This is a genomic window from Deinococcus piscis (assembly GCF_014653275.1).
Lineage (GTDB): Bacteria > Deinococcota > Deinococci > Deinococcales > Deinococcaceae > Deinococcus > Deinococcus piscis.
Genome location: NZ_BNAL01000015.1, coordinates 1 through 13438, shown reverse-complemented (window position 1 = coordinate 13438; position 13438 = coordinate 1). Strand labels below are relative to the sequence as shown.

Sequence of the window (13438 nt, the reverse complement as noted above, 5' to 3'; positions counted from 1 at the left end):
AGGTCTTCGGTTAGGACGGGTTCCGCCTATTCCTGCACTGATGGAGCCAGGATACGGCGCAACTTTGCGGTCAGCCGCTGGACCTCACGCTGCTGAGTGGCAGAAAGCTGAGCGTAGCGCTGGGCGGTGCTGGCCTTCTTCAGCCACTCCAGGGGGTTTGGCTCAGCTGAAGTGTCCGCCTCCCCTGCCAAAGTTGCACGCACCTGCTGGCGCAGCTGATGAACAGACAACTCCTGAGCCTGCCGAATCAGCGCTTTACGCTCCTTGGCAGGGACGCGCCTAAGGGCCACGGCTTTGGTGTATTCCAGCCGGTTTTCTCTGACAGCTTGCAGCAAATCTTCCGGCAACCGCAGGACCGGGAGGCGGTTCGCCACAAAAGAAGTCCAGTTTCCCCGCGAGAGGCCCTCAAAAATCTCGCGGACCTCGGCAATCGCCTGCTGGTCTTCCCCTGAAGCCCGCACAAACTGGGGATCGCGCATCTGGATAGATTTGAGCCGCTCCAAGTAGGGCGTCAGCTGCTGCCGGGGCACCGACAACCGAACGGCCAAAATGTCCAGCAGCGCATCCACCTCATCCACCGGATTGAGGTCCTCGCGCTGAAGATTCTCTATGGCAGAGAGTTGCTGGACCTGGGCTTCGGTCAGCCCGTGAAAAACCTTGACGGGGACCGTGGCGAGGCCCGCCAGCTTGGCGGCCCGCAGGCGGCGCTCGCCCGCGATCAGCTGATAGCCCTGAGCAGACTCCAGCACCGACAGCGGCTGGAGAATTCCATGCTGAGCCACGCTCTGGGCCAACCCCTGCAAGCTCTCCTCACTGAACGACCTGCGGGGCTGTGTGGACCGGGGAACCACGCTCTCCACAGGCAACTCTGTCACCGTGACCTGGGCACTGATGCCGGTGAATTCGCTCATCAGGCTGGGCGTCTCGGCAGCCGTGGTGAGCGGCCCCATCCGCACAGTCGGACGCTTGGCACGGCTCATGAGCGGCCCTTCTCCCCTGTCCCCTCCAGAGCCAAGAAGGCCGCCACTGCGGCCCGCATGTCCTGCGCGGCGTCGGAGGCGGGCTTGTACAGGCCCAGAGGTTCGCCCGACATGCTGGCGTCATTGTGGTCCGCCGAGCGGTAGCGCACGGGTGGCAGCACCGGCCCTAGCGGCACCAGCTGCTGACGAATGCTCTCCAAGATCTCCACATCGTGCCGGTTGCGCTGATCGAACATGGTGGGCAAGAACGCGGCGAATTTGAGGTCTGGCTTGACCCACTTCAGCTCGCTGACCATGCGGGTCAGACCCGGCAGCCCATCAACCGCTTTGAAGCGGGTGGCCACTGGCGCAATCAGGGCGTCAGCGGCCACCAAGGCATTAACCGTGAGTGTCCCCAGGCTGGGAGGTGAGTCAATCAGCACGTAGTCATAGGGCGTAGGCAGGCGACTGAGCACATTGTGCAGTCGCCGCTCACGGCCAACTTTCGCCAACAGTTGCGACTCGGCCAGGGCCAGGTCAATGGTCGCGGGGTACAGGCCCATTCCGTGAACTTCCAGCAAGTCTGGCAGCTGAGCCGTCACGCTTTCGGGATCATCTTCCAGCAGGGCGGCCAGCAGGGTGTTGCCAGCATTCAGGTTCCATTTGTCGGCCCCCAGAAAGCTGGTCAGGTTGCCCTGAGGATCGAAATCCACCAGCAAGACGCGGTGGCCGAGCTGGGCCAGTTCGTAGCCAAAGTCGCGGGTGGCTGAAGTCTTGCCTACTCCGCCTGCGTGGTTGAAGAAGGTGTAGGTGCGGGTCATGTCCGGTTCAGACTACCCCACACATAATGTTATGTGTGGCAGCCGTATGGCGTGGGCGTCCTCAAAATGAGAAGCAACATGAAGCTGCTGGTGAACACGCCGCTTACCGAACTGCACATAACGTTATGTGTGACTGGCGTTCCAAGAACGCTAAAGGAGAGGCCCATCTTTGTGGGAAAGGCCAGTCAGCGTGGGACAAACCTTGCTCAGCGTTGGAGCCAGGTTTGCAGCAGCCCCCCACCGACCACCAACCACACGAATACAGCAAAGCCCAGCAGCAGCGGCTTGACTCCAGCTTGCAGCAGCGTGCGCAGTTGTGTGGTCAAGCCCAGGGCGGCCATCGCAGCAGTCAGCAACGCCGTGTCCAGCCAGATCAGGCCCGCTGTCACTGCTGCGGGCAGGGCCAGGGCTGAATTCAGCAGCGTGACCGCCACAAAGCCAAAGGCAAACCAGGGAACGCTGATGGGCGCACGCGGCTCGCCCTGGGCCTGCGGCGTGCGGCGGCTCCACCAAGCGGCCAGAGCCAGCAGAAAAGGAGCCAGCAGCATCACGCGCAGCATCTTGGCCGTGACTGCGGCGTCAGCGACTTCCGGCGAAATGGCCTGCCCGGCGGCGACCACTTGCGCGACTTCATGCACACTGGACCCGATGTAGATACCGTACGCCGCGCCGCCAAACGGCCAAATTCCCAGGGCCGCCATCTGCGGATACAGGAAGATACCTGCGGTGCCGTACAGCACCAACGTAGCGACGGCCACTGTCACCTGGTCGGCCCGGCCCCGCACCACCGGCTGGGTTGCCAGCACAGCCGCTGCCCCGCAAATGCTGCTGCCCGCACCGATGAGAGCAGAGGTCTGGGCGTCCAGCCGAAACACCCGCGTCCCCAGCAAATAGGTGAGGAAAAACGTGCTTGTCAGCATCAGCGTATCGGCCACCAGTCCAGCCCAGCCGATCCCCAGAAGTTGGTGCAGGGTCAGGCGAAAGCCATACAGCACGATGCCTGTGCGGAGCAAGGTTCCCTTGCTAAAGGTAATGCCAGCGGCCCGGGTGCCTGAGGTCAGCTGAGGCCATAGATTGCCGGCCACCAGACCGAGCACGATAGCGAGGGTCAGCGGACTCAGGCCCATGTGCGCCAGTCCCGGTAGCTGGCCCAGCCACAGACTTAGGGCACTGACCACCAGGCAGAGCAGCACGCCTGGCCACAGGGCTACCGGGGCAGCAGGCAGGGGAGGGGAGAAAGGAACAGACATAGGCAAGAGCCTACTCGCCTCAGGGCCAGCGCCGACAAGAGGTTTGCGACAATTGCGCCGCTACATTCATGCTCATCAGCCCAGAACTGCCCTCTGGCAGTCCTCTGCACATCGCCAATGGAACAATTGGAAGCAAAAGGCAGTCTGGCGGCGCTATAGGGTAAGGTGGGCGTGAGCCCAAGTCAGCTAAGCTGCTCCGATTTGCCATGCTGCCTCCTATCTTCTCCACCGAACAGCAGACCCGCCAGCGGCTGACCCTGCTCAGCTTGCTGGCCGTGACTGTACACGTGGTTGGCCTGAGTAATGTCTGGAGCTACTGGGTGGCCAATGCAGCCGCGCAGCAGGTCGTATGTCAGCTGGGCCTGGCCATCTCTCTGGCGGTGCTTTATCTGGCGCAGTTCCATCCGGCCAATAGGCGGGCGGTGCGGGTCTTGGCGCTGCTGCTGGCACTGATCTGGCTGCTGGCCGGCCTGGTCCCCCCTGAGGCCACTGCCAGCGGGCAGTCGGCAGCCACCAATCCACACATCCTGGGCCTCCTTAACCTGGCGCTGCTGTGCTACGCGCTACTACCCGCGCAGGTGGCTGGCTGGATGAGCGCAGGAAGCTACCTGCTGTTCTTGCTAGGGGTGTGGCGCTTTCATGGCACGCCCCAGCTGCCCGACCTCTCGGCTGGGATTACCCTGCTGCTGCTGCACTATGTGGGCAGTCACAGCTACGACATGCTGAATGTACGCGAGCGTGCCCAGAAGCTGGCCCACCTGGCGGCCTACGATCAACTCACCGGACTGCTCAACCGCTACGGCATGGAAGAAAACCTCCGCCAGCTCTGGGAACAGGCCCAACAGACGGGTGAGGACGGCACATTGCTGCTGCTTGATATAGACCACTTCAAGTCCATCAACGACCAATTCGGCCATGCCGTAGGGGACCGGGTGCTGCGCCGAGTAGGGCGCATCTTGCCAGAAGTCTGCCCAAAGGGGACCGTGGGCCGCTGGGGAGGCGAGGAATTCCTGATGGTGCTCCCCGCGCTTTCGTCCAGCGAAACTGAATTGCTGGCCAAGCAGCTCACGGCCTGCTTGGTGCCGACGGGCCGTGCCCTACCCAGTGGTCGGCCCGTGACCCTCAGCGGGGGTGGGGTGCGCTTCAGCGAGGCGGCCAGCCTGCCGCAACTGATTGCCCTGGCAGACCAGCGCCTCTATGTCGCCAAGGGGGAAGGCCGCAACCGGCTCAAATGGACTTCGCCGCCTGAACACAGCAGCACTGTTGCCGTCTAAGCCGACGCCCCGAGACTCAGGCGGGCCGTCAGCCCAAGGCCACGTCCAGAATCATCATGCCCACGAACCCGCCCAGGGCGGCCAGCGTCGCCAGGTCGGTATGGCCCGAGCGCTGGGATTCGGGAATCAGTTCTTCGATCACCACGAAGATCATGGCACCGGCGGCAAAGCTCAGGGCATAGGGGAGAAACGGCAGAGCGTTCACCACAAACAGCGCCCCGAAATATCCGCCTACAGGCTCCACCAGCGCCGACGCCTGACCAAACATAAACGCCCGCCAACGCGACAGACCAGCGGCGTACAGGGGCAGCGCGACCGCCAACCCTTCAGGCAGGTTCTGTAGGCCAATGCCCAGGGCAAGCGCCATAGCACTCCCCAAAGTGGCTCCCTCAACGCCCTGGCCTGCCCCGCCAAAACTGACCCCGACGGCCATGCCTTCGGGCAAGTTGTGAATGGTCATGGCGGCCAGCAACAAGGCCCCCTGCGACCAGCGCACCGGTACACCTTCGGCCTGATCGCGTGCGAAGCCGGGGTGCAGGTGCGGCAACACCTTGTCAATGCCGGCCACGAAAGCAGCGCCAAGCAGCAACCCCACCGCCGCTGGAATCCAGGGCACCATGCCCTGTGCCTCGGCCATCTCCAAGGCCGGGCTCAGCAGTGACCAGAAACTGGCAGCCAGCATGACCCCGGCGGCCAGGCCCTGCGCCGCACTCAGCAGCCGGGAACTGACCCCACGGGTAAAGAGCACCAGGGAAGCCCCCAGCGCTGTCAGCCCCCAGGTAAAAATGGTGGCAGCCAAAGCCTGATGCGGGGGAGAGAGGGTTTGAAGGAAAGACAGGGCACTATCCACGGCCCCATCCTGGCATATTCCTTTTTGTCTGCTGCGCAGCACACTGGGACCGGCCCGCTCCAGTCCATATAGCAAGTGAGCCAAATAAACGTTAGATTAAGATATATGGCCGCTGTGGCTTCTCTCTCTCAGGACACCTTGGCCGAACGCTTGAGCGAACTGGCCCACTTCGACCAGCCTGGTGCGCTACTGGCCGCTGCATTGGCCACGCTATGTCAGGCGCTGGGGGCGTCGGCTGGAGCGGCTTTCCTGGCAGGGGAGACGGCGAACGAGAACTACGATTCCAGTGAGCCAGTGGCCCACTGGGGTCAGCCTGAGCACCAGCACCAGCACTTGCCCTGGGTGCAGGCCGCCGCAGGAATGCCCGTGTGGGAAGCGGGATGGGCGGCCTTTCCTCTTAGTCCCAGCGCCCCGGCCAACGGAGCCGCTCCGGTCCTGGCTCTGCTGGTGCTGGAATGGCCACAACAGGTCGGCACAGACGCGGGCCACCCGTCCACGCTCACGCCAGGCCTGAGCGCGCTGCTCACGGTGGCGGCCCTGGCGCTTGACCGGCTGCTTCAGCAAGCAGAGATGGCAAAGCTGCGGGTCAGGAGTCAGCGGGCCCAGCAACTGCTGCAGGCCAGCCCAGTCGCCATGGCTGCCGGTGCTCTGGACGGCACACTCGCCCAGGTCAACGACGCCTACTTGCACCTGCTGGGCTACACGCGCAGCGAGTTTGAAACCGGCGACATGGACTGGGCTGCCCTGACTCCGCCCGAATACCAGCAGGGGGACGCTGAAGCCTTCGCCCGCGCCTTTGCCGAAGGAAAATCCGGCTGGTACGAAAAGGAAATGCTAAATGCTCAGGGCGAACGGATTCCGCTAAGCGTGGCCCTATTTCGGCACGACGATGAGGAAACGCTGGTGGTGGGATATCTGCGCGACCTGCGCGAGCAGCGGGCGCTGGAGCAGGCCCAGGCGAGTGTCACCGCAGAGCTCAGGGGCATGCTGGAACAGCAAGGGCTGACGCTGGCCCAGCTGGCGGCGCAGCTTCAGCAGCAGAATGAAGAGCTGGAGGCCCGCTCCCGCGTGCTGGAAGGCATGGCCCAGCTGGTGCAAGACCCCAGCCTGGAAACCGACCCCTACAGCCTGATTCACCGCGCTCAGGTGCTGGCCCAGCAGCTGCTCCCCCAGGGCTACGCGGTGTACTACGAACCCTCGGGTGGGCTGTGGCGGCTCAAGTCCCAAGTGGGCAGCGTGGGCAACGATGAACTTCAAAAGGTGCTGGATGCTGGGATTCCCTTTGAGACGACCCATAACCTGATCACGCCCTGGCGCAGTCACCAGTCGTATTTTCAGGATGCTTATAACCACAGCGCCGACGGTCTGGAAGAAGTCACGGCGCAACTTCAGGCCACGGCCACCATCCCGGTGCTGACCCACGGGACGCCACGCGGCATCTTCGCCTTTGGGCTGAATGTCAAGCAGCGCTGGACCGACACCGAAAAGGTGATCCTCGAAAGTCTGGCGGCGCAGCTTGGGCTGGTGCTGGAGCGGCTGGAACAGACCCGGATGCTGGTCGAGCGTTCCCGCGAACTGGAAAGGACCAACAGCGCCCTGGAAGCACGGACCCGCGCCCTGGAGGGCTTTGCTGAACTGTCGCGTGACCTCACCCTGGAACACGATCCCCTGATGCTGATTGGCCGCGTTCAGGAGTTGCTGGTGTCACTGCTGCCTGGCAGCGTCAGCACCTACTACGAACTGGATACGCCCGCCGCCGGTGGCCTGTGGCACCTGCGCTCTTACCGGGGCGAATTCCCTGACAATGCCCTCCTGCACGCCCTCAAGCGCGGCCTGCCTTACAGCCAGACCATCATTCTGGACCGGCCTTATCACGCGCAGGAGCCCTTTTATCAGGACGTCTACGATCCAAGCACCAATCCCTCAGTAGACCGCCGCCAGACCGGGAGGCTGCGGACCTCGGGGTCATTTCCTGTGAGAACCAGCGACACCGTGCGCGGGGTGCTGGTGGTCGGGCGCTTCCGGCCCTCCCCCTGGACTCCGGCAGACCGCACCCTGCTTGAAACGGTGCTGTTCAGCTTGCAGCTGGCGCTGGAGCGCGCCGAGCAAACCCAGGCCTTACAGCGCCACGCACAGGAACTGGAAAAGAGCAACGCTGAGCTGGAACGCTTCGCCTTTATCGCCAGTCACGATTTGCAGGAGCCCCTGCGCACCGTCACCATTCAGTCCGAACGGTTGCTGGATAGCCTGGATCACCCCAGCGAAGCCCAGCAGCGGTATGGCGGCTATATCCGCGACAACATCCAGCGCATGCAGAGCCTCCTCCACGATCTGCGGAGCTTTACGGAGCTGGGCCGCCGCTTGCAAGAGCCGCGCGAGGTGGAGCTGAGCCGCAAGGTGGACTACGCCCTACAGGAATTGCAGCGGCGCGTAGAAAGCAGCGGGGCAAAGGTCACGCTGGACGGCCCTCTGCCTGCGGTCTTGGGCGACCCTGACCAGGTGCAGGAGCTGCTCACCCGGCTTCTGGACAACGCCCTCAAGTTCACCGCACAGGGGGCAGCACCTGAAATCCGCATCTCGGCACAGCAGGCAGACGGCTGGGTCGAAGTCAGCGTGCAGGACAGCGGGATCGGTATTGCCCCAGAGCACTTTGAGCAAATTTTTACGGTGTTCCAGCGTCTGCATGGCCGCGAACGCTACAGCGGCAACGGCATCGGGCTGTCCGTGGCCCGCCGCATCGCTGAGCTGCATGGCGGGCGGCTGTGGGTCGAGTCTCATCCTGGTCAGGGCAGCACGTTCCGCTTCACTCTACCGGCTGCAAGCCAAGTGGCCGTGAACTAGGGCGCGGCGACCCAAGGTACAAGCGAGTCAGCTGCTCGGCCTGGTGGCTCAGCAGTTCGGCTGCCCGCGCCTGGCTTTCGCGCAGGGAGAGTGGCCCATCAGCCAGCGCAAACATCGCTGTCAGGCCCGGCAGCAGGGCCAGCGTGCCAGGCACCACCCGCCCAGCGAGCGCCACCACCGGAAAGCCGCGTGGACCGGCCAGCGCCGCAACTTCAGATACCACCTTGCCCTGCGCACTCTGCGGGTCCAGGCTGCCCTCGCCCGTCCAGATCAGATCCCAGCTTTCCTGTTGTATGCGGCGGGTCAGTCCACTGGCGGCGGCCACCAACGCTGCACCGGGACTCAGGCGAGCCTTTAGCAGGGCGTGCAGGCCCCCAGCCGTGCCACCAGCTGCGCCTGCACCCGGCAGCTGGTGGAGCGCTACTCCCAGCTGCCGCTCCACCACATCAGCAAAGCGGGTCAGTCCCCGGTCAAGCTCGGCAACCACAGACGGCGTGGCTCCTTTTTGCGGCCCGAACACCGCCGAAGCTCCCTGTGGACCTACCAGCGGCGTGGTCACATCGCAGGCCACTTCAATGTTGAGCGCCTGCACCTGCTGCGGCACCCCGGACAGGTCTATACGGTCCAGCCGGGAAAGCGCCGCGCCGCCCGGCGCCAAAGGATCGCCGCTGGCATCCAGAAAACGCGCTCCCAGTGCCTGCAACAGCCCTGTACCAGCGTCGTTGGTCGCGCTGCCCCCAACGCACAGCAGCACCCGGCTGCCCGGCGGCAGCTCCTGGGCCGCGGCGCGCAGCAGTTCGCCGGTACCAAATGTGCTGGCGCGGCGGGGGTCCAGTTCGCTTTCGTGGAGTAGCGTCAGGCCAGAAGCCACCGCCAGCTCTATGACCGCTTCCTGCCTACTGAGATTCCCCTGGGTACTGAGGGCATAGTGCCCCACCACGGGGCGTCCCAGTGGGTCCTGAACAGTCAGAGTTCGCCGCTCAAAAGCGCCCGTAGCGCTTAGCACATCCAGCGTGCCCTCGCCTCCGTCGGCCAGCGGCAAACAGCAAATCTCGGCATGCGGCGCGGCGACACGGACTCCCGCCGCTATAGCCACCGCCACAGCGGAAGCGTTCAGGCTCCCCTTGAAGGAATCGGGCGCGATGAGCACCCTCATTTTGCTGTGCCCCACTCACACGCCTGCCCCTGAAGCATCTGCATACACAGGAGTATAGGCAGGGGCCAGTCGCCTTTGGCAGCCAGCCCCACGTGGCGCAACCTTCAGTTCAGCCGTAGCAGGTAGCGGGCAAAGCCGCCTTCAGCGGTGCCCTGAGGGGACACGTTGGCCGGGGCGGTGCGGCTGGCTGCGGGCGCAGTCAGCACCTCCAACTGCACGCCCGGCACCGGCAGCAGGGACCAGTTGCCGTCGGCGGTGGGGTCCACCGTGCCCTGCTCGGTGAAATAGCTGATCAGGGCTTGGCGGGTCTCGTCAGGTGCCGCCAAGACGATATTGCTGCCGTCCAGGCCAGGGAATTTGCCACCGCCGCTGGCGCGGTAGTTGTTGGTGGCAACCACAAAGCGGGCCTGCGGATCTACCGGCTGCCCCTGATACTGAAGGTTCACGATGCGGTGTGTGCCCGGATTCACCAGTTCGCCGTCTTGACCGTAGCGGCTGGGCTGGGTCACATCAATCTGATAGGTCACGCCGTCAATCACGTCATAGTTGTAGGTGGGGAAGGCGGAATCCACCAGCGGCTGCACTTCGCGGCTGGCCGGGTCTATCCGGCGGAAGACACCAGCGCTGCGCTCCAGCCACTCGCGCAGCTGTGCGCCAGTCACCACCACTGCCTGCACCGTATTGGGATAGACATACAGGTCTGCCACATTGCGAATCGCCAGATCACCGGCGGGGATGTCGGTGTAGTATTCAGGGCCCATGCGCCCGCCTGCCTTGAAAGGAGCGGCAGCGCCCAGCACCGGCAGCTCAGCGTACTCGGTCCCGGCCAGCGCCCTTTTCACATAGGCCCGCTGGGCATCGTTGACCAGCTGCACACTGGGATCATCCTGCACCAGCGCCCAGTAGGACGTAATCGGGGCCTTCAGCTCGGCCACTCGGCTGCGGACATAGTCCAGGGTGCCCTGGTGCGCCGGCGCAATGGCTGCAGCCACGGCTGGGTCAGGTTTGACCAGCGCCTGCTTATTGACCTTGTCCCACACGCTGCGTAGAGTGCCCGTTCCTTCTGCCACCTGCCAGTCATCACTGGCCGCGTCATAGCTGAGGCGCAGGTCCATCACCCCCAGGTGTGATCCCCAAGCGCCAGGCATCACCACCGGCACACCATTGATGGTGCCCCGCGCCAGGTCTGCGCCCGGCACATCGCGGTAGGCCTCACTGGGGAACTGGGCATGGGAGTGTCCGGTCAGCACAGCATCTATGCCTGGCACACGGGTCAGCTCGGTGGCCGCGGCCTCATCCATCGGCTGATATTCCCCCCGGCCTATGCCGGTGTGGGCCAGCACCACGATCACATCTGCACCCTGTGCCTGCATCTGCGGCACCACGCGCCGGGCAGCCTCCACGATGTCGAGCGCCTGTACGCGGCCTTCAAGGTGGGCTTTGTCCCACTGCATGACCTGCGGTGGCGCAAACGACGTGATTCCGATGCGCAGGGTGTGCAGTTTGCCGTCAGTGTCAGTGACGATCAAGTCCTTGAGCTGATAGGGCTGGAAGCGGTAGGAGCCGTCTGGACGGACGATGTTGGCATTCAGCACCGCAAAAGGAGCCGTAGCCACCGAGCGGTCCAAAAAGTCCAGACCATAGTTGAATTCGTGGTTGCCCAGGCCCATCGCGGTGTAGCCCAAGCGGCTCATGGCATGCAGCATGGGATGGCGCTGCCCCGCAGCTACCGGCTGGACTCGGGCCAGATAGTCGCCCAACGGGTTGCCCTGCAGCGTGTCACCATTGTCCAGCAAGATGGAATTGTCCGCTTCACGGCGTGCTTGCTGGGCCAGCGCAGCCACATTCTCCAGGCCATATTCCCCTGTCGGCTTGTCCTGGTAATAGTCATACCCAAGGGCTGCCATGTGCAGGTCAGACGTGCCCAGCACCCGCAAATTGACCGTTTGTGCTCCCGCTGTGGAGAGCAGCAAAGCGGCGAGCAAAAAACTGCCTTTGTTCAGGGTTCTCATTGCCCCAAGTCTAGAGGAACTTGTCAGGGCAGCATCTGTTAAGGAAGGCAAGCCCTAATTCAGGCAAAGGCCCATAACCAACTCACACGCAGAAGCCAAAGCAGTACAAGCTCGCCAAAAGGCTGTAGAAGGCCCGCCAACACCCAGGAGCACTTTTCCCCGGTCTACCCCTCGCTCAGCCTTTAAGGGCCCTCTGAAGCCCGGCAACGAACTCCTGCATCTCCAGCCGTGCTGCGGCCCGGGTCGCCTCCTGCAACAATGCAGCGGCAGCCCACTGTCCATCCAAGCAAGCCTGCCCGAAATGTTTCCACTCCTCGGCTGAAAAATGACTGCCGAGCACCAGCTTCAGTGAGGCACGGCAGGCTCGCCACTGTTCTGCTGGTGGCGCTTGCAATAAGGCCTGGTTGCGGGCCGCTTGCTCCGCCTCCCATTCGGCATCCGGAACTGGCGATGCATGCGTCTGCGCTTCACCAGGCTCTCTTTTCGGCTTGGGTTCACTCCCAGCGGCACCGTCCAGCACATATCTTTCCTGATCTTCCAGAACACGTCGGAGCAGCCCAGCAGGACTGCGGACGGGTGGATTCCCCGCCTGCCGCCGCGCTTCCACAAATTGAATGGCTTTTTCCACTCGGTCTGGATATTCAGCTGCGAATTGCTGGGCGACAGGCAAACTCAGTCCAAAGTCAGCCTCCATCAGCAGCTCCACCAGCGCAGGATCTGGATCTCCCTGTTGGCGAAAATGGTAAGTCAAGCGAGTTTTCTGTCCACGCCCGGCAATTTCTACGCCCGTCAGATAGCCCTGCGCCGTTAGTTCGTCGTGAGCGGCCTGAAGACTCCGCAGCACCTTGCTGGGCCGAGTGTCTTGGATACCACACGCCTCACGCCAGTCGCCCAGATCCACTTCCAGCAGCTCCGCTTGGGTGCCGTCGTCCTGCTGGCGGTGCGCTGACAATAGGCGGTAGAGTGCCCGCGCTGGAGGCTGTTCAATCTGCCGTAGGAGGGCCCGGTCGAGCTGATGAATGTATCCACTGCGCAAGCTCTCTGCAAACTCAGGTGTAAGCACAATTCGTAGCGTTTTGTCCCGTGAGAGCGTGGTGTGCTCGACATTACCCGAGCGGACCCCCTGCTCCCAGAAGCTGATTTTCTCGAAGAATCCAAGTGTTTCGTTGTAGTACGTGGTCCGCCCCTCGGCTCCAGGCTGCTCAAAACCCTCACGGACCAGGAAACCGGTCCGCCAATAGCGCAGTAAGCTTTCACGAATTCGCTCATAGGTGCGGCCATTGTCAGGCATGTGCGCTGACTGGGCCAGCTCATAGCCACTGGTGATGATGGTGTTGTCCTCAGGGAAGCCGCGCAGCGCAAAGATGGCCTCAAGGCCCGTAATCACATCGGTATCAATGCCGCGTGGTCGCCCCAAGTCGGCGAAGCCCTGCAGGTGGTAGCGCCGTCCAGCAATACTGAAGCTGCTTTCCCAGCGCAGCGCTTCCTCCTGAGCCAGACGTACCTGAATGCTGGTAATTCCGAAACGGGCCAGTGACCGGGTGTCGCGGATAGTGTCGAGTCCTCTGATTGTGTTGTGTGCCATATCGTCACTGCCTCTCACTGCCTCTTGTTGTTGTTTTTTATTCTTTAAAAGATAAAAGAAAACAACAACAAGGGAGGACCCTGTTTGCGTCCAGGACGGCATTTTGAGGTCAAAACGGCCCAAAGGTGTCGGTATTGGAGGCCAAAACGGCCCAAAGGTGTCGGGAAAGAAACAGCCAAACGGCCCGAAGGTGTCGGTATTGGAGGCCAGAATAGGACTCAGCAACATTGAGGCGAGAAAATTTCGTCTGAGACGATATAAATTGAAAATTTTCTCAAAACGGCCCAAAGGTGTCGGTATCGGAACGGCCCAAAGGTGTCGGTATCAAAATGCCAAACGGCCCAAAGGTGTCGGTATTGGATTTTTATGACTAAAATGCGTCGCAGACAGTAAAGAGTCCGTTTATGGAAAGTTCCAAAAGAAAACGGCCCAAAGGTGTCGGTATCGAAATCGGGCTGGATAGGGGCCAAAAATGACTCAAAACGGCCCAAAGGTGTCGGTATCAGAGGCAGATTTGAGTCATAGGTGTTCAGATTTTATCTATCTAAGGAGGAAAACAATTTGATGGCAAAACGCACTTTGCTTTCCCGAGAGACCGGTTGCCCTGGGATCGCAGAAAAATATGGTAGTGGCTGTACCAACGTGATCTACTGACAGGATGCCGGAGTGCCCAGCCTGTCAAAGCACACA

9 protein-coding genes are annotated in these 13438 nt (G+C 62.5%); 2 read left to right on the top strand and 7 right to left on the bottom strand.

Annotation, left to right across the window (positions count from 1 at the left end; genetic code table 11):
• Positions 1-26 precede the first annotated feature (26 nt).
• The 3 genes from IE158_RS07000 to IE158_RS06990 all read right to left on the bottom strand — a co-directional run bounded on the left by IE158_RS07000 (position 27) and on the right by IE158_RS06990 (position 3030).
• Entirely contained in the window at positions 27-980 is a 954-nt protein-coding gene (locus IE158_RS07000) for a ParB/RepB/Spo0J family partition protein (protein WP_189642946.1), read from the bottom strand.
• Positions 977-1780, bottom strand: coding sequence for a ParA family protein (locus tag IE158_RS06995; RefSeq protein WP_189642945.1), 804 nt, complete (start codon positions 1778-1780; stop codon positions 977-979). The genes IE158_RS07000 and IE158_RS06995 overlap by 4 nt, the downstream gene beginning before the upstream one ends.
• Positions 1781-1986: 206 nt before the next feature.
• Positions 1987-3030, bottom strand: coding sequence for a YeiH family protein (locus IE158_RS06990; RefSeq protein WP_189642944.1), 1044 nt, complete (start codon positions 3028-3030; stop codon positions 1987-1989).
• Positions 3031-3236: 206 nt separating this feature from the next.
• Here IE158_RS06990 and IE158_RS06985 point away from each other — a divergent pair, with 206 nt between their 5' ends.
• The gene (locus tag IE158_RS06985; protein WP_189642943.1) at positions 3237-4304 is read left to right on the top strand and encodes a GGDEF domain-containing protein; all 1068 of its coding nucleotides are present in this window, start codon (positions 3237-3239) and stop codon (positions 4302-4304) included.
• 28 nt (positions 4305-4332) lie between these two features.
• On the opposite strand, the gene IE158_RS06980 is transcribed toward IE158_RS06985, so the two are convergent.
• Positions 4333-5154 carry a ZIP family metal transporter gene (locus IE158_RS06980; RefSeq protein ID WP_189642942.1) on the bottom strand — a complete coding sequence of 274 codons (822 nt, stop codon included), beginning with the start codon at positions 5152-5154 and terminating at the stop codon, positions 4333-4335.
• 105 nt (positions 5155-5259) lie between these two features.
• Between IE158_RS06980 and IE158_RS06975 the strand changes: the two genes are divergently transcribed.
• A complete protein-coding gene (locus IE158_RS06975; RefSeq protein ID WP_189642941.1) occupies positions 5260-7995 on the top strand; it encodes an ATP-binding protein in 2736 nt (911 codons plus the stop codon).
• Here the strand turns inward: IE158_RS06975 and IE158_RS06970 are convergent.
• The 3 genes from IE158_RS06970 to IE158_RS06960 all read right to left on the bottom strand — a co-directional run bounded on the left by IE158_RS06970 (position 7958) and on the right by IE158_RS06960 (position 13036).
• Positions 7958-9151, bottom strand: coding sequence for a glycerate kinase family protein (locus tag IE158_RS06970; protein ID WP_189642940.1), 1194 nt, complete (start codon positions 9149-9151; stop codon positions 7958-7960). The two genes, IE158_RS06975 and IE158_RS06970, sit on opposite strands and share 38 nt — an antisense overlap.
• 104 nt (positions 9152-9255) lie before the next feature.
• Positions 9256-11163, bottom strand: a complete 1908-nt coding sequence (locus IE158_RS06965; RefSeq protein ID WP_189642939.1) for a bifunctional 2',3'-cyclic-nucleotide 2'-phosphodiesterase/3'-nucleotidase — start codon at positions 11161-11163, stop codon at positions 9256-9258.
• Between the two features lie 175 nt (positions 11164-11338).
• A complete protein-coding gene (locus IE158_RS06960; protein ID WP_229838968.1) occupies positions 11339-13036 on the bottom strand; it encodes a replication initiator protein A in 1698 nt (565 codons plus the stop codon).
• Positions 13037-13438: the final 402 nt, after the last annotated feature.